The organism is Bradyrhizobium sp. (assembly GCF_035273305.1).
GTDB lineage: Bacteria > Pseudomonadota > Alphaproteobacteria > Rhizobiales > Xanthobacteraceae > Bradyrhizobium.
Window position 1 is genome coordinate 50,047 of record NZ_DATEPI010000104.1, and the last position, 22,646, is coordinate 72,692.

Genomic DNA, 22,646 nt, shown 5'->3' on the forward strand with positions numbered 1-22,646 from the left:
GGGTCGGCATCGATTGTGAAGGCGCAGGGAGCGTTGAAGTTCGGCCAACGAAGCACATCTGCGTGTGGCGCTCCGGTTGAAGAAACAGCACCATTATCGCACGATGCTATAGTCGTCAGCGCGGGAGAGGATCGACCCGATCATGTTAAGTGCCGACGAGCTCGAACGATACGCCCGGCATATTGTGCTGCGCGAAGTCGGCGGCCCCGGTCAGGCCGCGTTGAAGGACGCTTCCGTGCTGGTAATCGGCGCGGGCGGCCTCGGCGCGCCGGCGCTGATGTATCTTGCCGCAGCCGGTGTCGGTGCACTTGGCGTCGTTGATGACGATGTCGTGTCGCTATCCAATCTTCAAAGACAAATCATTCACACGACGCCGGACATCGGCCGCCGCAAAGTGGACACTGCGGCGGAGCGAATTCACGCGCTGAACCCTCATGTGCAGTTTGCGGCGCACGCGACGCGGCTCAGCGCCGGCAATGCGATGACGCTGATCGGCGGTTATGATCTTGTGCTCGACGGATCAGATAATTTCGAAACGCGCTATCTGGTATCCGATGCGTGCTTCCTCGCTGCGAAGCCGCTGATCACCGCAGCGCTTGGGATGTTCGATGGTTCGCTGACCACGATCCGCGCTCACGAAAAAAACGCCGAGGGCCAGTTCAACCCAACCTATCGGTGCCTTTTCCCCGAACCTCCGCCAGCTGGCACGATTCCGACTTGTGCCGAAGCGGGAGTTATGGGCGCTCTCGCCGGCGTCCTGGGCTCAATGATGGCGCTGGAAGCGATCCGCGAAATCGTCGGCTTTGGTGAGGGACTGGTCGGGCGATTATTGATGGTGGATGCGCGTGCGATGCGGTTCGAGACCCTGCGATACGCGCGCGATCCGCTCAACCCATTGAACGGCGATGCCCTGATCATTACTGACCTCAGCGGACACGCTTAAAGCCCGCTAAAATCCTAAAGCATGCTCGGCAGCACGCGATCCGGCGGCTTGTGATTGTCGAGGAAGGTTCGGATGTTGATGATCACCTTCTCGCCCATCTCGACACGGCCTTCGATGGTCGCCGAACCCATATGGGGCAGCAAAGTCACCTTGCCGGCCTTTGCGAGCCGCACCAGTTTCGGATTGACCGCAGGTTCGTGCTCGTAAACGTCGAGACCGGCGCCGGCGATCTCACCGGTTTCGATCAGCTTGGTCAGCGTTTCCTCGTCGATGACTTCGCCGCGCGCGGTGTTCACGATGTAGGCGTCCTTGCGGATCAGCTTCAAACGCCGTGCGGACACCAGATGGAAAGTTGCCGGGGTGTGCGGACAGTTCACCGAGATGATGTCCATCCGCGCCAGCATCTGATCGAGGCTCTCCCAGTAGGTCGCGCCTAGTTCATCGGCGATGCGGGGCGCCACCGGGCGTCGGTTGTGGTAATGAATTTGCAAGCCAAAGGCTCGCGCCCGGCGCGCGACCGCTTGGCCGATACGGCCCATGCCGATGATGCCGAGTCGTTTTCCGCCTATGCGATGACCGAGCATCCAGGTTGGCGACCAGCCCGGCCAGTTCTTGCCTTCGGTCAGGATCGAAGCGCCTTCGATCAGCCGGCGGGGCACCGCCAATATCAACGCCATCGTCATGTCGGCGGTATCTTCGGTCAGAACTTTCGGCGTGTTGGTCACGGTGATACCGCGCGCGTGCGCCGCCGCGACATCGATGTTGTCGACGCCGTTGCCGAAATTGGCAATCAGCCGCAGCTTGCACTCGGGCTGTTTGAGCAGCTCCTCGGTGATTTCGTCAGTGACAGTTGGGACCAAGACATCGGCGGAGCGAACCGCGTGTGTAATCTGCTCCGTGGTCAATGGCGTGTCATCGAGATTGAGGCGCGCATCGAACAGTTCGCGCATCCGGGTCTCGATCGAGTCCGGCAGCTTGCGCGTGACGACAACGAGAGGCTTTTTCTTAACCGACATACCTTGCTCTCGTAAGGTCGTTCAGACCTCATTAACCCGGTTGTTCGACACTGCCGCTACCGCGCCGCGCCGGCGTTTCCTGGGTTCCCCGCTCGTTCCCTTCGAATTTCAAAAGGGAGCATCGGGCTTGGTTGTTTCCCTGTTCTGCCCTCTCTAGCAGAAGGCCGCGCCAAGACAAGAACCCCGGCAAAGAGCTACGGCGCCACAAGCCGAGAGGCATTCCAGGCGTGGTATGGGGGTTTGGGCGTTGGCGAGGATTTCAGCTCGAGGGAGTTGAGCTGTTCTCGCGGGAGACGAGTGGATGGCGTTGCGGCGTTTTTGTTTTCTGGTGGGGCTTGCGGGTAGCATACTGGGCGCGTCGGTCAGCTCAGGATTTTCGGCAAAGGATTCGGCCGCCACATCGAGCGGCTTGCCGGTGCCGCGCTATGTCAGTCTCAAATCCGATCATGTGAATGTCAGGGCCGGACCAACCAAGGACAATGACGTTGCCTGGGTTTACACGCGCTCTGGCCTCCCCGTCGAGATCACGGCGGAATTCGAGAACTGGCGCCGAGTGCGGGATTCGGAGGGTTCGGAGGGCTGGGTCTATCACTCACTGCTTTCGGGACGTCGCACGGCGGTGATCACGATGAAGAGCAAGGGCGACCTCGCGGCGCTGTATGAGCGCGCCGATCCCGGTAGCGCCGTCGCGGCCCGCCTGCAGGCTGGCGTCGTCGCCCAAGTCAAGCGCTGCTCCGCAGGTTGGTGCCACATCACCGGTAACGGTTTCGATGGATGGATTGAGCAACAGCGGTTGTGGGGTGTGTACGCCGATGAAAAGGTGGATTGACCTTCCAGCCGGCGGCCGATAACCAGCTTTTTGGACCGCAACCACTGCGCAGCAACCCGCGATCCTAGCCGCGCTGCCAAAACAGGCGCGGCCGTCCAATTATCATGTCGCTGGTTGCGGTGAGGGGTCTAGCGCTTCTTGCGCAGCCGCACGACCATGTCGACGCGGGCGATTTCATAGCCCTCGGGCACTTCCGGCATCTTTTGCAGCACCAGATGCGGGTCGGGAATGTCGACGAGCTCGTGTTTGTGCTCGAGATAGAAGTGATGGTGCGCCGAGACGTTGGTATCGAAATAGGTCTTGGTGCCATCGACGCTGACCTGGCGAAGCAAGCCTGCATCGGTCAGTTGGTTGAGCGTGTTGTAGACCGTGGCGAGCGAGACCGGAACCTTGGCCAGCGTCGCCTCCTCGTAGAGCATCTCCGCCGTAAGGTGGCGCGCGCCCTTGCCGAACAGGAGCCAGCCCAATGCCATGCGCTGGCGGGTCGGACGTAGGCCGGCCGCCTGCAACATTTCGTTCACATCGTGCCAAGGACAGCCGGTCAACGCCGGTTGCCGTCCGGCGTCGCGGGGAGCGGCAGCGTCATCGTTCAAAATCGAGGCGTCGAAACTCATTTCTACGTCGGGCACCGCGGTCCCTCATTGTGCACTATCATAGTGGAATATAAGGAGGAAAGCCGTCAGATGCAAGTTTTTCGCAACTAGAGCGGCTGCAGGAAGAAATGATGCGCGGCGCCCCGGGCCGCCTCTGATAGGCTGCGTTTTGCTCGCTGATGCTTTGCCGGCTGAGGGACCCTGTGATAGAGAGCGCGCGGACTTGGCTTTGCAGCTTCAGCAAAGCGAGAGGCGGTAGCCGCAGGGCATCCTGACTGCGGTAAGCGCGCCGGCTGTGCACAATCGGCGCACTTGCCATGCGAAACGGGTCCATTTCGCTCAAGAACGCTCCATCGGGAAATGAGAGAGGCCAAGCGATATGCTGGATCGGCGCGGCGGCTATGAATACGAGGATCTGCTGGCTTGCGGGCGCGGGGAAATGTTTGGCCCGGGCAACGCGCAATTGCCGTTGCCTCCGATGCTGATGTTCGACCGCATCAGCGAAATCAGCGAGACCGGTGGCGAATACGGCAAGGGCGTGGTTCGGGCCGAACTCGATGTGAAGCCGGACCTGTGGTTTTTCGGCTGTCATTTCAAGAACGATCCGGTGATGCCGGGTTGTCTCGGACTCGACGCGCTCTGGCAAATGATCGGCTTCTATCTCGGCTGGACGGGTGGCGAAGGGCGCGGGCGGGCGCTTGGACTTGGCGAGTTGAAGCTCGCCGGCCAGGTGATGCCGAACGTCCGCAAGATTGTATACAACGTCGACATCAAACGGGTCATGCGCCTAAAGCTCTGGCTAGGTATCGCCGACGGCTGGCTTTCGGCCGATGGCGAGATTATCTATCGCGCCAAGGATTTGAGAGTGGGACTCCTGAAACAGGGTGCCGCATTGCAATCGGAAACATAGCCTCACGCCTCCGCCGCGAGGCGGCTTTGGGATGAATATGGCCATCACACAAACAGCGAACGAGAGGACGAGGCGATCATGAGGCGGGTTGTGATCACGGGGATGGGCATCGTCTCATCGATCGGTAACAACACCCAGGAAGTGCTTGCGAGCCTTCATGAGGCAAAGTCCGGAATAAGGCGCGCCGAAAAATACGCCGAGTTGGGCTTCCGCTCACAGGTGCAGGGTGCTCCGACCGTCGATCCCGCCGCCGTCATAGACCGACGCGCGATGCGCTTCCTGGGCGAAGGCGCCGCATGGAATCACATTGCCATGGAACAGGCGATCCAGGACTCCGGTCTGGAGCCGAGCGACGTTTCCAATATCCGCACCGGGATCATCATGGGTTCAGGCGGCCCTTCGGCACGCACGATTGTGGAAGCGGCCGATACCACGCGTGCCAAGGGGCCGAAGCGGGTCGGCCCGTTCGCGGTGCCGAAGGCGATGTCCTCGACTGCGTCCGCCACGCTCGCTACCTGGTTCAAGATCAAGGGCGTGAACTACTCGATATCTTCGGCCTGTGCCACTTCCAATCATTGCATCGGCAACGCTTACGAGACCATTCAGATCGGCAAGCAGGACGTCATTTTCGCGGGTGGCTGCGAGGAACTCGACTGGTCGCTCTCGGTGCTGTTCGACGCGATGGGCGCGATGTCCTCGAAATACAACGACACGCCCGCGACTGCTTCGCGTCCTTACGACATCAGCCGCGATGGCTTTGTCATTGCTGGCGGCGCGGGTGTGGTGGTGTTGGAAGAACTCGAGCATGCCAAGGCGCGCGGTGCGCGCATCTACGGCGAAATCGTCGGATATGGAGCTACCTCCGACGGTTACGACATGGTTGCGCCATCGGGCGAGGGCGCCGAGCGCTGCATGAAGATGGCGCTGGCGACGGTCGATTCCAAAATTGACTACATCAATCCGCATGCGACCTCTACGCCGGCGGGTGATCCGCCCGAGATCGAAGCGATCCGAAAAGTATTCGGCACCGGCGACAAGTGCCCGCCGATATCGGCTACCAAGGCGCTCACCGGCCATTCGCTCGGTGCGACCGGTGTACAGGAAGCCATTTATTCGCTGCTGATGATGCAAAATGGCTTTATCTGTGAGAGCGCCCACATCACCGAGCTCGATCCTGCATTCGCGGACATGCCCATCGTGCGGAAACGCATCGACAACGCGAAACTCGGAACTGTGCTTTCGAATTCCTTCGGCTTCGGCGGCACCAATGCCACGCTGGTGTTCAAGCGCATGGATGCCTGACATCGCCGATTCATAATCCAGGAAGCAACCAATACGCCGTTAGCTCATCCGCTTGCGTGAGCCACGGCACGGGAAGTGAGTGGGGCAGGGGGAGCGATGCAGGATTTGATGAAGGGCAAGCGCGGTTTGATCATGGGCATCGCTAATGATCATTCGATTGCTTGGGGCATTGCCAAAGTCCTTGCAGCCCACCGAGCCGAACTGGCCTTTACTTATCAGGGCGAGGCGGTCGGAAAGCGCGTCAAACCGCTGGCGGAACAGCTTGGGGTTCGCACGGTGCTGCCCTGTGACGTCGAAGACATCGCCAGCGTCGATTCAGCATTCGCGACCTTGCGAGAAAAATGGACGCACCTGGATTTTCTCGTCCATGCGATTGGTTTCACCGACAAGAACGAGCTTCGTGGCCGCTATGCCGACACCACGCGCGAGAACTTTTCACGCACAATGGTGATCTCGTGCTTCTCGTTCACTGAACTGGCCAAGCGCGCAACGGAGATGATGCCGGAAACGGGCGGCTCCATTATCACGCTGACGTTCGGAGGTTCGACTCGGGTGATGCCCAACTACAACGTCATGGGCGTTGTGAAGGCGGCGCTGGAAGCCTCCGTACGCTATCTCGCCTTCGATTTTGGCAGACAGAAAATCCGGGTCAACGCGATTTCAGCGGGACCGGTCCGTACGCTCGCTGGTGCCGTGATCGGTGACTCCCGCGCGATGTTTGCGTTTCAGCAGAAGCACTCGCCGCTCGGGCGCGGTGTTTCGCTCGATGAACTCGGGGGGGCAGCGCTATACCTGTTATCTGATCTGTCGACCGGCGTGACCGGGGAAATCCATTATGTGGATTCCGGCTACAACATCATTTCGATGCCGCGACCGGAAGATCTCAAGAATGTCGCAGAATAAGTTATCCTGCCGCAATCGCGCTCGCCCGTTGGAATGCCGGTCGCGCCGCGCAGCGATCAATGTAGCGCTCGAATGATGGGCGCGACGGCGCCATCTTGAACAGCCGCACCGCGAAATTCAGTCCCGATCCAATCGCGACATCGGCGGCCGAAAAAGTTTCCCCGAGAATCCACGGACCTTTCTGCAGAGCGGCGTCAAGCACGTCAAACACCCGCTGCGCGTCACCCCAGCCAGCCGCCACCGGATTCATTTCGATCTTGGTCGTGAGCTGCACCATGGCAGGCTCGACGCAGCTAGGTGCGAAAAACAGCCAATAAAGATATTTGGCGCGCAGAGGATCGCCCAGCGGCGGGGCCAGCCTGGATTGCGGATAGCGCTCCGCCACGTAAGCACAGATCGCCGCCGCTTCCGCAAGCGTCGCTTCACCGTCCCGAAGAGCCGGCACCTTGCCCATCGGATTGATGACGAGATATTCGGGCGTCTTCTGGGCGCCCTTGAAGACATCGATTAGCACGCGTTCGTAGGGTTCGCCGGTTTCTTCCATCAGCCATAGCGAGGAGAATGAACGCGTGCGCGGCGACCAATAGAGCTTCATCATCGCGAGTTTGCCTCCTAGAGATTCAACTGAGTGCGCTGGACGATTTCCAACGATAGTACTTCATCGTAAATCCGGTCATCGGCTCGACGGCTTCCTTTTCGAACGCAAACCCTTCACGCTCGTACCAGCGCCATGCCTTCTCATTCTCGCGCACGCAACGCAACGAGATTTCGTCGGGCAATTGCTGACGAGTGAACGCGAGCAGTCTGCGGCCGATACTTCGGCCCTGATATTCCGGCGCAACGAACAGCTGGTCGAGATGATGCTCCGCCAGATGCAACGCCAACATCGCCGCGATATTACCGGCATCATCGGCGACGAACAAATTCCAGCCCTTCTCCATTTCCTTTGAAATCCGCGCCCGCAGGTTGGCAAGCAGGAAGTTGCTCGGCTGTTCAAGTCCGGTCGAGACCCAGCTATTCATCCAGACCCGCGCGATCTCGGGATATTCATCGGTCCGGGCATGGCGAATAGTTGGCGGCGGCATAAGGCGATCCTTGCTCGAGCAGCATCCCGAGCGAGGCTACTATGCTTTCTATACAAGGATCGAGCCTGCAAGCGAAACGCGCCGCTAGAGCTACAACCGACCTCTTCAACGCGATACGCCGCGCAGACCGAACGTACTATTGTCGCCCGCGCATGTCGAGAATCTGTTCCGCCGCCGTTGTCATCGACGAGGGCTTGGTGGCATGATCCAGGCTTCGCTCCAGCGGTTCGCGGAGAGCTTCATCGGGGGAATTGCAGATGTCACGAGAGTTGAGCGCAGAATTTATCGGCACGTTTACGCTCGTAACCGCCGTGTGCGGCGCCGCCTTGTTCTCGGCGCCAAGCGCCGGACTAATTGCCGTGGCATTTGCCGTAGGGCTCTCAGTCGTAGCTATGGCCTACGCGGTGGGCTCTATATCGGGGGGTCATTTCAATCCGGCGGTGACATGCGGACTGGTGGCGGCGGGCCGCTTCGAGGCCGGCAAGGCAATTCCCTACATCATCGCGCAGGTGATCGGCGGGTTGGCCGCGGCGGCAATTTTCTACATCATTCTGCAGGGTGCGCCAGCGACAGGCAAATGGAACACCTTTCTCGCAGTGTCCAATACCTATGGCGGCTCGGGCTTTTCGATGCTGAGCGCGGGCTTGATCGAGGTCGTTATCACCGCGCTATTCATACTGGTGATCGTCAGCGTTACGTCGCCGCGCGCGCCGGCCGGATTCGCTCCGCTCGCGATCGGCCTCGCATTGGTGCTGTTTCACCTGGTCGCCATTCCCGTCTCCAACGCGTCGCTGAACCCGGCGCGCTCGACGGCAACCGCGGTATTCGGCGGAACGGCGGCTTTGGCCTCGCTGTGGCTGTTCTGGGTTGCGCCCATTGTCGGCGGCATTATCGGCGGCGTCGTTGGGAAATGGCTGCATGCCGAATATCTCAGGGGTCCCGTGAACCCGTAGAACATCGGTCCATGCGTCGCTTGCTCAGCACGCTAACGCAGATGCGGTGCGCAAATAAAAAGGGCGGCTGAAAAGCCGCCCTTTGTCGTTTTATCGAAATGCTTGCGAAAACTTATTCGCCGGCCGCTTCACGCGGCGCAGCCTCGGTTCTCTGCTTGGCCTCGAGATCTTCGCCGGTCGTCTGATCGACAGCTTTCATTGACAAGCGGGTCTTGCCGCGATCGTCGAAGCCGAGCAGTTTGACCTTCACCTTGTCACCTTCCTTGACCACATCGGAGGTCTTCTGCACGCGGTTGGCCGCGAGCTGGCTGATGTGGACGAGACCGTCCTTGGCGCCGAAGAAATTCACGAAGGCGCCAAATTCCATCACCTTCACCACAGTGCCATCGTAGATCTGTCCGATCTCCGGGTCCGAGGCGATCGATTTGATCCACTTGATGGCGGCCTTGATCGATTCGCCGTCGGCGGAGGCGACCTTGACGGTGCCATCGTCGTCGATATTGACCTTGGCACCGGTTTTCTCGACGATTTCACGGATCACCTTGCCGCCGGTGCCGATCACTTCTCGTATCTTGTCGGTCGGGATTTTGAACGTTTCGATCCGCGGAGCATATTCGCCGAGCTCGGCGCGCGCGGCGGTGAGCGCCTTGGACATTTCGCTCAGAATATGGATGCGTCCGTCCTTGGCCTGGCCAAGCGCAACCTTCATGATCTCTTCGGTGATCCCGGCGATCTTGATATCCATTTGCAGCGAGGTGATGCCCTGGTCGGTGCCCGCAACCTTGAAATCCATATCGCCCAGGTGATCCTCGTCACCTAGAATGTCCGACAACACCGCGAATCGGCTGCCTTCGAGGATGAGGCCCATTGCGATTCCCGCGGTCGGACGCTTCAACGGAACGCCCGCATCCATCAGCGCCAGAGAGGCGCCGCAAACCGAAGCCATCGATGAGGATCCATTCGACTCCGTGATCTCCGAGACGACCCGCACGGTATAGGGAAACTCGTGGTGCGGCGGCAGCACCGGATGAATCGCGCGCCAGGCCAGCTTGCCGTGGCCGATTTCACGCCGCTTGGTGCCACCCATCCGGCCGGTTTCGCCGACGGAGTAGGGAGGGAAGTTATAGTGCAGCAGGAAGGTTTCCTTGTACGTTCCCGACAGCGCGTCGATGTACTGCTCGTCCTCGCCGGTGCCGAGTGTGGTCACGACCATCGCCTGGGTTTCGCCGCGGGTAAACAGCGCCGAGCCATGCGCGCGCGGCAACACGCCGACTTCGGCGACGATGTTGCGGACGGTCTTGGAATCGCGGCCGTCGATGCGCTTGCCGGTATCTAGAATGTTCCAGCGAACGATCTTAGCTTCGAGCTCCTTGAATACCGCGGCGACGCGCAGCTTGTCGTATTTCGCCTCCTGCCCTTCCGCGAAGTAATACGCCATCACCTTTTCCTTGGCCTTGCCGACCGCCGCGTAGCGGTCTTGCTTGACGGGAATGGCGTAGGCTGCGCGCAGATCGGCCTCGATCAGCCCGAGCATTTCCTTTTCCAGCGCGCTCTCGTCGACGATCTTGACTTCGCGTGGCTCCTTGGCGGCTTTTTCAGCAAGCTGGATGATCGCATTGATCACCGGCTGGAAGTGGCGGTGACCGAACATCACGGCGCCAAGCATGATCTCTTCGTTGAGTTCCTTGGCTTCCGATTCCACCATCAACACGGCATCGGCGGTGCCGGCGACGACCAGGTCGAGCTGGGTTTCGACCATTTCGTCCAGCGTCGGATTGAGGACATACTCGTCGTTGACGAAGCCGACGCGGGCGGCGCCGATTGGACCTTTGAAGGGAGCGCCCGACAGCGTCAGCGCCGCAGAGGCGGCCACCAGCGCCAGAATATCGGGATCGTTCTCCATGTCATGCGACAGCGTCGTGACGATGACCTGGGTCTCGTTGCGCCAGCCTTCGACGAACAGCGGGCGGATCGGACGGTCGATCAAACGCGATACCAGCGTCTCCTTTTCGGTGGGGCGGCCTTCGCGTTTGAAATATCCGCCGGGAATTCGGCCTGCGGCATAGGTCTTTTCCTGATAGTCCACGGTCAGTGGCAGGAAATCGACGCCTTCGCGGGGCGTCTTCGCGGCGACGACGGTCGCGAGCACAACGGTCTCGCCGTAGGTCGCCACGACCGCGCCGTCGGCCTGGCGGGCGATCTTTCCGGTTTCAAGCCTGAGGGGGCGCCCACCCCAGTCGATCTCGACTGAATGAATATTGAACATTTCGATCTTCTTTCATGGTTTCACGAAAGGCCTGAAACGCCAGCTCATAAAACCATGCGCAAGATTGCTGGACGCTGGTCGCAATGCGAGGTCAGCGTCCGGCGATCCTGCCATGGTCTTGACGTGCTGGATGGCTTCATCCTTCCGGTTTGGTGCGGGGTTGAGGCTCTTGAGCCCTTGGCCCTGCGCAACGGGCACCTTGCCCGTCATCGTCCAGTCGCCGGAGTGCTGCTGGACGAACGTGTATCTGGCGTCAACTCTTCCACGAAAACGTTTCGAAGTTCACGCCCCGAAGCGGGCCCTCGATGGCTCGCATCGGTGTGCGAATGGCTTGCCGAATACAGTCGATCCGTTTCTTGAAGCCACACGCAAAAACGCGCGTCGATCGCGCGCGTATTCAGCTCAACGACGAATGTTGTGCTTTTCGAGCAGCGCTTTGTAGCGCGCCTCGTCCTTTTTCTTGATGTAATCCAGAAGTGAACGGCGCGTGGATACGAGCTTCAACAGCCCGCGGCGCGAATGGTTGTCCTTTACGTGGGTCTTGAAGTGCCCGGTGAGATTATTGATGCGTTCCGAGAGGATAGCGACCTGAACCTCAGGCGAGCCGGTGTCGCCGGCCTTGGTGGCGTTCGTCTTGATGACTTCCGATTTGCGTTCGGCAGTAATCGACATCGTCAAACACTTTCCTGGTTGCGAGCCGGACTGGCAGTCAGTCCGGTCAGGTTGAACACGCGCTTGGGGATGAGTTCGCCATTGCCAATTTCGGCGAGGGCCAGAAGTCGGCCTGCCACCGTGACATAGACTGTGCCGCTACAATTGGGCGCATCCCGTCCGCGCAACAAAACGGCCTGGCCCCGGTGGAGCCTTGCCGCATCAGCCCGTGTGACGGCCAGTGCCGGGATGTCGTCCAGCGCGGTCTCAACGGGCAAAAGCGCGTCGGCGAGGCTGCCCTCGCCAGACGCGGCTCTATCGCACAAAGCCTGCAGCTGTTCCAGCAGAATCATGTCCGATTCGGTGAACGGACCGACCAGCGTCCGCCGCAGCGAGCAGATATGGCCGTAACAGCCCAGCAATCGCCCAATATCGCGGGCCAGCGCCCGGACGTAGGTTCCCTTGCCGCACTCCGCCTCGAACACGGAATGCGTGCTATCTGGCTGTTCCACAAGCACTAAATGGTGGATCTCGACCGGGCGGGGCTTCAATTCGACGGTTTCGCCGTCCCGCGCCAGATCATAGGCGCGCTCGCCCTGGACTTTGATCGCGGAATATTGCGGCGGGATCTGCTCGATCAAGCCCGTGAACCGCGGCAGCAACTCCTCGATCGCCTCGACGGACGGGCGGGCTTCGCTGCTCCTGACGACGCGGCCCTCGGTATCGTCGGTATCACGTTCCTCGCCCCAGCATACCGTGAAGCGATAGCGCTTGCGGCCGTCCATCACGAAAGGCACCGTCTTGGTGGCCTCGCCGAGCGCAATCGGCAGCCCGCCGGAGGCCAGCGGATCGAGCGTTCCGGCGTGGCCCGCGCGCTTGGCCTGGAACAGCCGCTTCACTACCGCCACCGCGTGGGTCGAGGTCATGCCGATCGGTTTGTCGAGAATGACCCAACCATGCACATCGCGCTTGTCGCGCCGAGGCTCGCCAGCCTGACGCGGCTGCTTGCCGTTGCGACGGTCCTGATCGCGTTCATCACTATTCGGTGCTGCTCCAAGCGGCTCCCGAGAATTATTTTTTTCGCCGTCGTGCGGATCGGCATTCTGCGGCTCGAATTCGCTGCCGGCGCTGGTCACGATCATCAGCTCACTCTTCCGAATCTTGCGAATCTGGCGCGAGGTCTCTTTGCACCGCAGATGTTCGCAGTAATTTCTCTATTCGTTCCGCTTCATCGAATCGATCGTCCGCGCGGAAGCGGATATCAGGCGCAAATTTTAAGTTAACGCGCCGCGCAATTTCCCCGCGCAGGAATTTCTTGTTTCGCTCCAACGCCGCAATCACGATTTCGGTGTCGCGGCCACCGAGCGGCATCACGTAGATGGTCGCAAGCTTGAGATCGGTCGACATCCGCACTTCTGGCACGGTGATGATATGGCCTTCGAGGTCTGCGTCATGAACGTTGCCTTGCGAAAGTATCTCAGCGAGGGCGTGGCGAATGGTTTCACCAACCCGTAGCTGGCGCTGCGAGCCGCCGGGCGCGGAGTCCTTTTTATGGTGACGGGGCATGAATCTGTTTCTCAATGACTTCATGGGATCGAGCCGCGCGCAAAGAGCTACGCTTCTCGCCATGAACGTTAGGCTAACCTTAGGCTTCAGTGTGTGGCCTGATCCAGGAAGCGGCTGCTTGGCCGCGTCTCGAATTATCAGGCCGCCGTAGCGCTTGTGAGACTTGGACTCACAGCGAGCGCTGGATGGTCTCCACGCGATAGCATTCGATGACGTCGCCGACGCGCATGTCGCCATAGTTCTCGAATGCCATGCCGCATTCCTGCCCGGACTGCACTTCCTTTACTTCATCCTTGAAGCGCTTGAGCGTCGACAGCTTGCCTTCGTGCACAACGACATTGTCGCGAATCAGCCGAACGTTGGCGCCGCGTTCCACGGTGCCATCGGTGACGCGACAGCCCGCGACCTTGCCGACTTTGGAGATGTTGAACACCTCCAGGATCTGCGCGTTGCCGAGCATGGTCTCGCGCAGCGTCGGCGCGAGCAACCCGGACATCGCTTTTTTCACGTCATCCACGAGATCGTAGATGATGTTGTAGTAACGGATTTCGATGCCGTTGCGCTTTGCCGCAGCGGCCGCTTCCTTGTGGGCGCGTACGTTGAAGCCGATGATCGCGGCATTGAAGCCTTCCGCCAGCGTCACGTCGGATTCCGAAATGCCACCGACGCCGGCATGCAGGATGCGCGCGGCGACTTCCTCGGTACCGAGTTTCTCCAGCGAACCGAGGATCGCTTCGAGCGATCCCTGCACGTCTGCTTTGACGATCAGCGGGAAGTCCTTGCGACCCGAGGTCTTGAGCTGCGACATCATCTGCTCGAGCGAACCGCGCATGCCGGAGATGCTGGCGGCGGCATTCTCGCGCTTCTGGTGGGCGCGATAACTCGTCACCTGGCGGGCTCGGGCCTCGTTTTCCACCACCGCGAGGCGGTCGCCCGCTTCCGGCGGTCCATTGAAGCCAAGTACTTCGACGGGCACCGAAGGACCGGCTTCCTCGATGGCTTCGCCCTGATCGGAGATCAGCGCGCGAACGCGGCCCATCTCGGCGCCAGCCACGACGATGTCGCCGACCCGCAGCGTGCCGCGCTGCACCAGCACGGTGGCGACCGGACCGCGACCGCGATCGAGCTTGGCTTCGATGACGGTGCCTTCCGCCGGACGCTCCGCATTGGTTTTGAGATCGAGCAATTCGGCTTGCAGTGCGATCATCTCGAGCAGCTTGTCGAGATTGGTTTTGTTCTTGGCCGAAACTTCGACATCGACGACGTCGCCGCCGAGCGATTCGACCTGAACCTCGTGCTGCAGCAGTTCAGTTCGAACCCGCTCCGGCTTCGCGTCGGGCTTATCGATCTTGTTGATGGCTACGATCATCGGAACTTTCGCAGCCTTGGCGTGATTGATCGCCTCGACCGTCTGCGGCATCACACCGTCGTCGGCTGCGACCACCAGGATGACGATGTCGGTCACCTTGGCGCCGCGGGCGCGCATGGCGGTGAACGCGGCGTGACCCGGCGTATCGATGAACGTGATCTTCTTGCCGCTTTCCGGCGAACTCACCTGGTAAGCGCCGATATGCTGGGTTATGCCGCCGGCTTCGCCGGACACCACGTTGGCATGGCGAAGCGCGTCGAGCAGCGAGGTCTTGCCGTGGTCGACGTGGCCCATCACGGTCACGACCGGCGAACGCGGCTCGGTGTCCGTGGAATCATCGACGGTGTCGAACAAACCTTCCTCAACGTCCGCGGCGGCTACGCGCTTCACCGTATGGCCGAGTTCCTCAGCGATCAGTTGCGCGGTATCGGCGTCGATCACGTCGGTGATCTTGTGCATCGCGCCCTGTTTCATCAACAGCCGGATCACATCGACCGCGCGCTCGGACATGCGGTTGGCGAGTTCCTGGATGTTGATAGCCTCCGGGATGACCACTTCGCGAACCAGCTTTTCCTTTGGCTCGTTCGACGCATGTCCTTTCAGGCGCTGAGTGCGGCGACGGAAAGAAGCAATCGAGCGCTCGCGAACATCATCGGCGTTGAGCGCGGTGACGAGCGTCAGTCGCCCGCGCTGCTTCTGCGGCGATGGTTTCGCGGTGGTCTTGGGGGCTGCGGCGGGACGCACGGCGCCGCCAGGACCGCGACGGACCTGGCGCGGACCTTCGTCCTCGTCGGAAATATCGGCCGCAATTCCGGGGGCGCGGGCCGCCGGCAAAGCGGGGCGGCCAGCGGTCTTGGCTTCGGTCTCGCCGAAACGCTTTTTAGCTTCGAGTTCCGCCTTGCGTCGGGCTTCTTCGTCCTGACGATGGCGCTCTTCCTCGGCCCTGCGGCGAGCTTCGGCGGCTTCGCGCTCGGCCTGCTCGATACCTTCCTTGCTGTTACGGCGCCGGGCTTCCTCTTCCGCCAGTCGCCTCTCTTCCATGTCACGGACTTTTGCGTCAGCAAGCGCACTGGCGCGCGCGCTACGCTCGTCTTCCGTCAGGGTGCGCAGGACCACGCCGGAAGCGGCGCGCGGCGCAGCCGCCGGCGCTCCAGTGCGCGCGACCGGGGCGCTCGCCGGTGCGGCGGGAGCGGGCTTGGCAAGGGCCGGTTCGGGGGCGCGCGGTTCCGTCGTCGCGGGGCCTTCGCCGCCAACGCGACGCTTGCCACGCTTTTCGACCACGACCTGCTTGCTGCGGCCATGGCTGAAGCTTTGCTTCACGGTGCCCGTTTCGACCCGCGGCTTGAGCGTCAAGGTCTTGTTCGGAACACTCAGTTTCCTGTCGCCAGGCGTTTTATCAACCATTCAGCAGTCCTAATCTCGTTCGTCGTGCGCATCCGCACATTCAGTATCGGCTAATTCTTAACCGCATTGCCGGTCGTCTTGTCGTCGTCCGCCATCCGGTATTGGACCAGGCTCTGGCTGCGCGACAGGAATGTCTTACTCGCCGGGCCCGCGAGCAGCGCAGCATGTACCACATTTGACCGGCCTAGTGCCAAATCCAATTCTTCGGAGGTCAAGGCCGTGAGCACCGGAAACTGCTTGGATTCATCGTTAACTCCGGCATTCTGCCTGACGATGGCATCCAATTTCCGGATTCCATCGGCGGCCCCGTCCGAAGCATGGATCAGCGCCTGGATCGAGGCTTGGGTTTGCCGTGACCTGAGGGCTTCCTCGACCCTGCCAAAGCCGCATATCACCTGGCCAGCCTTGGCGGCCATGGCAAGCGCCTCGATCGCGCTGCGCGCCAGCAGCGCTTCCGTATCGGTTGCGAGACTGGGAGAAACGCGGACTTCGCGCTTGAAGCCCTTGCTAAATTGGTGACGCCGGACAGCTTCCGCAACCGCGCGGCGCGAAGCGGAAATCCACATGCCCCGACCCGGCAACTTTCGTTTCAAGTCCGGAATCACCTCGCCCGCAGGCGAGACGACAAAGCGGATCAGCTCATCAATCGACCGCACCTGCCGCGCGACTGCGCACATCCGCACCGTCGCGGACCTGTCGGTCCGCGGTCCGTTGTCGAGATCGGGGCAGGCGAGAGCTGGCATGCGGGGGACATAGCTCCTTAAACCGGCTGTTCTTCGGAGACCGCAGCCTCCTTGGCAAGGTCGGCCTCGGTGATCCAGCCGGCGGCGACGCGCGCCTGCATGATCATGTTCTCCGCATCATCGCGCGAGATTTCGTTGGTATCGAGAATGCCCGGATGCTTGACCGGCTCGCCACCTTCCTTGCGCTCGGTCCACCCGACGAGGTCGTCGGTCGCGCAACCGGCCAAATCCTCCACCGTCTTGATGTCATTCTCGCCGAACTTGACCAGCATCTTCGAGGTCACCCCTGGTACGGTCTTCAATGCGTCTTCCACTCCAAGTTCCTTGCGTTTGCTTTCGAGCTCACCTTCGAGCTGTTCCAGGTACTCGCGCGCGCGATTTTGCAATTCGTTGGCGGTTTCGTCGTCAAAGCCTTCAATCGCGGCCAGTTCCTTGACATCGACCAGCGCCAGCTCCTCCACCGAAGTGAAACCTTCAGATGCCAGCAATTGGCCAACGACTTCATCGACGTTCAATGCTTCCATGAACACGCGAGTCGAGTTCTCGAAATCGGCCTGCCGCCGTTCGGATTCTTCCTGCTCGGTGAGAATGTCGATATCCCACCCGGTCAGTTGGGACGCGAGGCGCACGTTCTGGCCGCGCCGGCCGATTGCCAGCGACAATTGATTGTTGGTGTCGGGCACGACAACTTCGATCCGCTCACGATCTTCATCGATCACAACCTTAGCGACCTCGGCGGGCGCCAGCGCGTTGACGACGAAGGTCGCAATATCCGGCGACCAAGGAATGATGTCGATCTTTTCGCCTTGCAGTTCATTGACCACCGCCTGCACGCGCGAGCCGCGCATGCCGACGCAGGCGCCGACCGGATCGACGGACGAATCCCGGGAAATCACGCCAATTTTCGCGCGCGAGCCGGGGTCACGGGCGACGGCCTTGATCTCGACGATGCCGTCATAAATTTCAGGCACTTCCTGCGCGAACAATTTTGCCATGAACTGCGGATGGGTGCGCGAGAGAAAGATCTGCGGGCCACGGGTTTCCCGCCGCACGTCAAAAATGTAGGCGCGGACGCGGTCGCCGTTGCGGAACACCTCGCGCGGCAGCATCTCATCTCGGCGGATAATGGCCTCGCCACGGCCGAGGTCGACGATGACGCTGCCATATTCGACGCGCTTGACGATGCCGTTGACGATGTCGCCGATGCGATCCTTGAATTCCTGGTACTGCCGGTCGCGCTCGGCCTCGCGCACCTTCTGCACGATAACCTGCTTGGCGGATTGCGCGGCGATGCGGCCGTACTCGAGCGGCGGCAGCGTATCGGCGATGGTGTCGCCGATCTGAGCTCCGGGATTGGCCCGGCGAGCGTCTTCGAGCGAAATCTGGTTTGATGAATTTTCGACCTGATCGACCACCAGCATGTGACGCGAGAGGCGCAGTTCGCCCTTCTTGGCGTCGATCTCGGCGTGAACGTCGGTCTCACTGCCGTAGCGGGCGCGAGCCGCCTTGGCGATGGCGTCCTCCATCGCAGCAATAACGATGCCGCGGTCGATCGATTTTTCGCGCGCGACTGCGTCTGCGATCTGCAGCAGTTCGAGTTTATTGGCGCTGACAGCTGCCATGGCTTTAGTCTCCTCTGGTGGGATCGGTTTTGCCTTCTCGCAATTTGTCTGCGGCGAGGCGGTGTTGCTTGGTATTCTTCGGGGCGATCTTGCTCGACTTCAATTTCGGTTTGTTGCTCCTGGAAGCATCGCTTCGCGCTGCATGGGCCGGCGGTGGCGGCTCAAGTCCCAGGCTTTGGCGCAGCTGGCGTTCCGCGGCCTTTCCGCGCCGCATCGATTCCGCGATCAAGTCGTCAGTCAGCACCAGCCTGGCATCGGCGATATCTTCCATTACCAGCAGGATGTCATTGTCTTCGCCTGGGCGGGTGTCATCGCGGTGTAGCCGCACGGAGTCGCCTTCGACACCGGCCAGCGTACCACGAAACCGCTTGCGACCGTCATGCGTAACGGCCATCTCGATTTTGACCAGGTAGCCCGCATAGCGCTCGAAATCCGAGCGGCGCACCAGCGGACGATCGATCCCCGGCGAGGAAATCTCTAGCCGATATGCGCGATCGATCGGATCGGCGACATCAAGCACGGGCGATAGTGCCTTCGAAATGGCCTCGCAATCCTCGATCTGCATGGATCCGTCCGGCCGTTCCGCCATGATCTGAACCGTGCAGCCGGACTCTCCCGAAATTTTGATCCGCACCAACCGATAGCCCATTCCTTGCAGCACCGGACCCGCGACTGCCGATACCCGGGCCGCAACTCCGGGCTCGACCACAAGACGAGGCTCGGTAAGCAGATCAGTGTCCACTGAATCAGTCGTCCGATCGGTCATATCCAGCGTCAAATTTTGCCTTTGATCCGCTTAGGTTTCGGGCCGCTCAAATCAGGGCGTTAGTGTTCGAATGGCTTGGCCTGAGATCGACACCGGTTCCAGGCAGCCTCGCAGCACGCGCTGCTCGCCGCGGTAATAAAAAAGAGCGGGTCCCGAGGGGCCCACTCTCAATACGGATCGTATGAGAACGTAAGTTGCCGTCGATATAGCCTTTTTTCCTGGAAACGGCAAGGGCCGCTGGCCTAAACCGCAGCCATTTCCGCTCTATTTCCAGACCCAATCGTTTTCACCACCAGACCTAAATTCGCTCGAAATCCGCCGCCGAGGCGGGGTTCGAGCCAGATTTGGTGACGGTTACCTCATTTGATCCCCCGGGCTGGACGACACGGTCAGGTAAGGCGATCCCAAGCGCGCGGCAAGGCCGCTCGCCTGGCTTGAGCCGATGCTGAATTATTGCAGCTTCCGAAATCGCAGGTACGTCGCCTGGCGGCCTTCGCGTTCGGCCTTCCCGCCATAGCGCGTCATTGTGTAACCGGTCCACGGCAGATGCCAATCCGAGGCACGCTCCGCCATCCAGGTGAAATCGGCTGACCGCAAAACATGCGCCAGTGTCCAGGCGGCATAGTCGTCGATGTCGCTAACGAACCGAAATTCGCCGCCGGGTTTCAGAACGCGGGCCATCGCGGCCACGGTCGAATCCTGCACAAAGCGCCGTTTCCAGTGTCGGCGTTTGGGCCATGGATCAGGATGGATCAGGTCGATCCGTTCCAGTGAGAGAGGTGGCGCCCACGCCAGCAACTCGGCGGCATCACCGGCGAACAGCCGGATATTGCCGATGTTATGGACCTCAATCTGCGTTAGGACCTTCGCCATACCGTTGACGTACGGCTCACAGCCAATGAAGCCGGTATTCGGAAAGGCGCGCGCTTCCGCGATCAGATGTTCGCCGCCGCCGAAACCGATTTCGAGCCTGACCTCATCGGCGCGATTGAATAGCCCGGCAAGGTCGGGTGGGCTGGCAGCTCCGATATCCAATGCCAGGCGTGGCAGCAGATGTTCGATGAGATCGGCCTGATGTGCGCGCAGCCTGTGACCTTTGCGCCGTCCGAAGAACGAGCCATGCGGGTGAGGCGTCCCATGTTCCGGCAATACATGGCGCCCTCTGGCATCGCGGCTTCCGGCCATCATCGCAACGTTTGAAAAAGCCGATGCAAAAGCCGCCCCCGCGGCTCGATCGACGAAATGTACATCTGCTCGTAATCGGTATGCGCGCCTTTGCCATCGACGCCGAGGCCATCGAGCGTCGCCGTATGCGGCGCGGTGAAATTCCCGTCAGAGCCGCCGCCGGTCGAACTATCCACCAGATCGAAGCCGATTTCAGCGGCGAGCGCCCTGGCGTGTTCATAAAGCGCAGCACCCGCATTGCTTTTTTCGTAAGGCGGCCGGTTCAACTCGCCGATGACCCTGACGCTGACGCCCTCGGTACCGGATTTCAGATTGAGGATCTTCGGAACGAGCTCGTCGGCGTCCGCAATGGTCGGGACGCGCATATCGACTTCGGCATAGGCTTCCTCAGGGATCACGTTGGGCCTGGTACCGCCCCTGACCACGCCGACATTGACGCTGATGCCGCGCTTCAGATCGTTCATGGCTTCCAGCGTCTGAATCAGATTGGCGAGTTCGCGAATGGCGCTACGGCCGTCTTCCGGTCTCGTGCCGGCGTGCGAAGCAACGCCTTTGACGAAAATTTCGAAACGCGCGACGCCCTTGCGGCCAGTAACGATCTTTCCGCCATCGCGCGCGGGTTCGGTCACAAGAACGTATTTGGCCTTGCGTCCCTCCGCTTCGATCAGCGGTCGCGAAGTCGGACTGCCGATCTCCTCGTCCGAGACGTAGAGCTGAGTAATAGCTAGCGGTGAGCGCTGACCGTTTGCGCAAATCTGCCGGAATGCGTGATAGGCGAGATAGGCTCCGCCTTTCATGTCGTAGATGCCGGGACCGAAGGCACTGTCGCCGTCTATGCTAAACGGCAGCCGCTGGATGAATCCGATCGGGTGCACGGTGTCGAGGTGACTGAGAATGAGTATTCCAGGGGCATCCTGCCCCCACGATGAACGCACGACGAGATGATCGCCGCAGCCGGAATGTCCGGCAATCCTCTCAATGCTGACCGGCAGATCGCGATAGCCATCAACGACCACGTTGGTCAGCTGATTGACGTGCGCGGGCGCTTCCGTGGGCGTCTCGATTTCCACCCAGCGGCGGATGCCGTCGAGAATGGTCATCGGATCAAAAGGGTTGGCGCTCATCGGCATGCTGGTGTTGATCGCATATGTGGGTTGTTGGACTGGGTCAACGTCTCAGCGCCTATCGCGGAATTCGCGCGAAACGTCGATGACGAGTTCAACCAGACGAGCGGGTAATGATGGGGATTTTTCTATTGGCGGCCAGAATGCGAACGGCACGGCCGGTCTGTCAACTCACGTATGGCCGCGAGGCGGTGAGTCTGCCCGCCCGGCATTCATAACTTCCGCTTTGGAACCCGCCGAACGATCACCACAACCAACGCCGCGGCAATCAGCATCCCGGCGGGAAGACTGCCGGTCCGGGCGAAAACGGTTGGAGCAATCGCGGCCGGCAGGGTCGAATCCAGCACGCCTTCCATGCCGAGGCCGAGTTGCGCGACAACGCGTCCCATCGGGTCAACAATGGCGGAGATGCCGGTATTTGCCGCACGCACGAGCGGCAAGCCTTGCTCGATAGCGCGTAGCCGCGCCTGCTGCAAATGCTGGTAAGGACCGGTCGAAATTCCGAACCAGCCGTCATTCGTAAGATTGATGATCCAGCCCGGTCGATCGTCACCCGCTCCAATCGCGTCGGGAAAGATTGCTTCATAACAGATCAACGGAAGCGCGCGCGGCGCATTCGGGATGTCCAGCGGGCGGCGCCGAGTGCCCGGGATGAATCCGCCCTGAACCTTCGTGAGTTGCACCAGGCCGACCTTCTCCATCCAGTCCTGGAACGGCAAGTACTCACCGAACGGCACCAGATGCAGCTTGTCATAGACCGACAGCACGCTGCCGTCGTGGTCAATCAGGTAAATTGAATTATAGGCGCGTGTGATCGCCGTGCCGGCGGGAGCATCCGGCGCGCGAACCGCGCCCGTGATCAGGACTGTGCTCTTGGGCAACAGATCGGCGATTTGCGCCATCACGTCGGGTTCGCGCGTGAGGAAAAACGGAAAAGCCGATTCCGGCCAGATCAGGATGTTGGCGTCGCGCACGCCAGTAGATTGCGGCCCAGAGGCGCGATCCGATAAGCTCAGATACTTTTGCATCACCTCTGCTTTGGCGGAGTAGTTGAATTTGACGTCCTGTTGCAGGTTGGGCTGCATGATCCGCAGCTTGAGGTTTGCGACACTCATTGTCGGATGCTGCTTCAGCCGAACAGCGCCGAAAATACCCATGGCGATGAGAAGCAATATCGCGATGCTCGGCGTCATCCATGGCCGCCGATGCGATTTGCCATCGATCAACACCGCCGGACTGGCAAAGATCGCGGTCGCCAGAAATGTCATGCCCCAGAGGCCGATTAATGACGCGGTCTGCGCCAGCGCCAGCGGTTCACTCAGGGCATAGCCAAACGCGTTCCAGGGAAAGCCCGAGAGCACATGGGCGCGAAGCCATTCGCTTGCCGTGAGACTAACCGCGAGCGCCAACACCCGC

Annotated in this window: 21 protein-coding genes; 6 read left to right on the forward strand and 15 right to left on the reverse strand. The window is 60.7% G+C overall.

Translation table 11 applies throughout. From position 1 onward, the window contains the following. Positions 1–142 precede the first annotated feature (142 nt). On the forward strand, positions 143–943 hold the full coding sequence (locus VJV58_RS06970) for a molybdopterin-synthase adenylyltransferase MoeB (RefSeq protein WP_324136602.1): 801 nt from the start codon (positions 143–145) through the stop codon (positions 941–943). 14 nt (positions 944–957) lie between these two features. Here the strand turns inward: VJV58_RS06970 and VJV58_RS06975 are convergent, their stop codons facing one another. Then, positions 958–1,959, reverse strand: a complete 1,002-nt coding sequence (locus VJV58_RS06975; RefSeq protein WP_324136603.1) for a D-glycerate dehydrogenase — start codon at positions 1,957–1,959, stop codon at positions 958–960. A 301-nt stretch (positions 1,960–2,260) separates the two neighbouring features. Between VJV58_RS06975 and VJV58_RS06980 the strand changes: the two genes are divergently transcribed. Then, complete coding sequence (locus tag VJV58_RS06980) at positions 2,261–2,788, forward strand: SH3 domain-containing protein (RefSeq protein WP_324136604.1); 528 nt, start codon at positions 2,261–2,263, stop codon at positions 2,786–2,788. 128 nt (positions 2,789–2,916) lie between these two features. Here the strand turns inward: VJV58_RS06980 and irrA are convergent, their stop codons facing one another. Continuing rightward, the gene (gene irrA, locus VJV58_RS06985; RefSeq protein ID WP_324136624.1) at positions 2,917–3,402 is read right to left on the reverse strand and encodes an iron response transcriptional regulator IrrA; all 486 of its coding nucleotides are present in this window, start codon (positions 3,400–3,402) and stop codon (positions 2,917–2,919) included. Between the two features lie 358 nt (positions 3,403–3,760). Here irrA and fabA point away from each other — a divergent pair, with 358 nt between their 5' ends. From fabA to fabI, 3 genes are all read left to right on the forward strand, one after another. Beyond that, on the forward strand, positions 3,761–4,291 hold the full coding sequence (gene fabA, locus VJV58_RS06990) for a bifunctional 3-hydroxydecanoyl-ACP dehydratase/trans-2-decenoyl-ACP isomerase (protein ID WP_324136605.1): 531 nt from the start codon (positions 3,761–3,763) through the stop codon (positions 4,289–4,291). A gap of 78 nt (positions 4,292–4,369) precedes the next feature. Continuing rightward, positions 4,370–5,593, forward strand: coding sequence for a beta-ketoacyl-ACP synthase I (gene fabB / locus VJV58_RS06995; protein WP_324136606.1), 1,224 nt, complete (start codon positions 4,370–4,372; stop codon positions 5,591–5,593). Positions 5,594–5,689: 96 nt separating this feature from the next. Next, positions 5,690–6,496 (forward strand): enoyl-ACP reductase FabI, encoded by an 807-nt coding sequence (gene fabI / locus VJV58_RS07000; protein WP_324136607.1) that lies wholly within the window; start codon positions 5,690–5,692, stop codon positions 6,494–6,496. Position 6,497: 1 nt separating this feature from the next. On the opposite strand, the gene VJV58_RS07005 is transcribed toward fabI, so the two are convergent. Both VJV58_RS07005 and VJV58_RS07010 read right to left on the reverse strand, forming a co-directional pair. Next, on the reverse strand, positions 6,498–7,094 hold the full coding sequence (locus VJV58_RS07005) for a glutathione S-transferase family protein (protein ID WP_324136608.1): 597 nt from the start codon (positions 7,092–7,094) through the stop codon (positions 6,498–6,500). Positions 7,095–7,116: 22 nt separating this feature from the next. Then, positions 7,117–7,581 (reverse strand): GNAT family N-acetyltransferase, encoded by a 465-nt coding sequence (locus VJV58_RS07010; protein ID WP_324136609.1) that lies wholly within the window; start codon positions 7,579–7,581, stop codon positions 7,117–7,119. Positions 7,582–7,838: 257 nt separating this feature from the next. Here VJV58_RS07010 and VJV58_RS07015 point away from each other — a divergent pair, with 257 nt between their 5' ends. Next, the gene (locus VJV58_RS07015; protein WP_324136610.1) at positions 7,839–8,534 is read left to right on the forward strand and encodes an aquaporin; all 696 of its coding nucleotides are present in this window, start codon (positions 7,839–7,841) and stop codon (positions 8,532–8,534) included. Positions 8,535–8,646: 112 nt separating this feature from the next. Here the strand turns inward: VJV58_RS07015 and pnp are convergent, their stop codons facing one another. The 11 genes from pnp to lnt form a co-directional block, all read right to left on the reverse strand. Further along, the gene (gene pnp / locus VJV58_RS07020; protein ID WP_324136611.1) at positions 8,647–10,800 is read right to left on the reverse strand and encodes a polyribonucleotide nucleotidyltransferase; all 2,154 of its coding nucleotides are present in this window, start codon (positions 10,798–10,800) and stop codon (positions 8,647–8,649) included. A gap of 402 nt (positions 10,801–11,202) precedes the next feature. Beyond that, positions 11,203–11,472 (reverse strand): 30S ribosomal protein S15, encoded by a 270-nt coding sequence (gene rpsO / locus VJV58_RS07025; protein ID WP_324136612.1) that lies wholly within the window; start codon positions 11,470–11,472, stop codon positions 11,203–11,205. 2 nt (positions 11,473–11,474) lie between these two features. Next, positions 11,475–12,593, reverse strand: a complete 1,119-nt coding sequence (truB, locus tag VJV58_RS07030) for a tRNA pseudouridine(55) synthase TruB (RefSeq protein WP_324136613.1) — start codon at positions 12,591–12,593, stop codon at positions 11,475–11,477. A 4-nt stretch (positions 12,594–12,597) separates the two neighbouring features. Continuing rightward, entirely contained in the window at positions 12,598–13,017 is a 420-nt protein-coding gene (gene rbfA / locus VJV58_RS07035; RefSeq protein WP_324136614.1) for a 30S ribosome-binding factor RbfA, read from the reverse strand. 169 nt (positions 13,018–13,186) lie between these two features. Beyond that, the gene (gene infB / locus VJV58_RS07040; RefSeq protein WP_324136615.1) at positions 13,187–15,790 is read right to left on the reverse strand and encodes a translation initiation factor IF-2; all 2,604 of its coding nucleotides are present in this window, start codon (positions 15,788–15,790) and stop codon (positions 13,187–13,189) included. Between the two features lie 50 nt (positions 15,791–15,840). After that, positions 15,841–16,533 (reverse strand): RNA-binding protein, encoded by a 693-nt coding sequence (locus VJV58_RS07045; RefSeq protein ID WP_324136616.1) that lies wholly within the window; start codon positions 16,531–16,533, stop codon positions 15,841–15,843. Between the two features lie 17 nt (positions 16,534–16,550). After that, positions 16,551–18,155: a transcription termination factor NusA gene (nusA, locus tag VJV58_RS07050; RefSeq protein WP_324136617.1), complete on the reverse strand. Its 1,605-nt coding sequence runs from the start codon at positions 18,153–18,155 to the stop codon at positions 16,551–16,553. 4 nt (positions 18,156–18,159) lie between these two features. Further along, positions 18,160–18,921 (reverse strand): ribosome maturation factor RimP, encoded by a 762-nt coding sequence (gene rimP / locus VJV58_RS07055; RefSeq protein WP_324136618.1) that lies wholly within the window; start codon positions 18,919–18,921, stop codon positions 18,160–18,162. 450 nt (positions 18,922–19,371) lie between these two features. After that, entirely contained in the window at positions 19,372–20,106 is a 735-nt protein-coding gene (gene trmB, locus VJV58_RS07060; protein ID WP_324136625.1) for a tRNA (guanosine(46)-N7)-methyltransferase TrmB, read from the reverse strand. Beyond that, on the reverse strand, positions 20,106–21,236 hold the full coding sequence (locus VJV58_RS07065) for a M20 family metallopeptidase (protein WP_324136619.1): 1,131 nt from the start codon (positions 21,234–21,236) through the stop codon (positions 20,106–20,108). Before VJV58_RS07065 ends, trmB begins: the two co-directional genes overlap by 1 nt. A gap of 206 nt (positions 21,237–21,442) precedes the next feature. After that, on the reverse strand, positions 21,443–22,646 hold a 1,204-nt coding region (gene lnt / locus VJV58_RS07070; RefSeq protein ID WP_324136620.1), incomplete at its 5' end, for an apolipoprotein N-acyltransferase.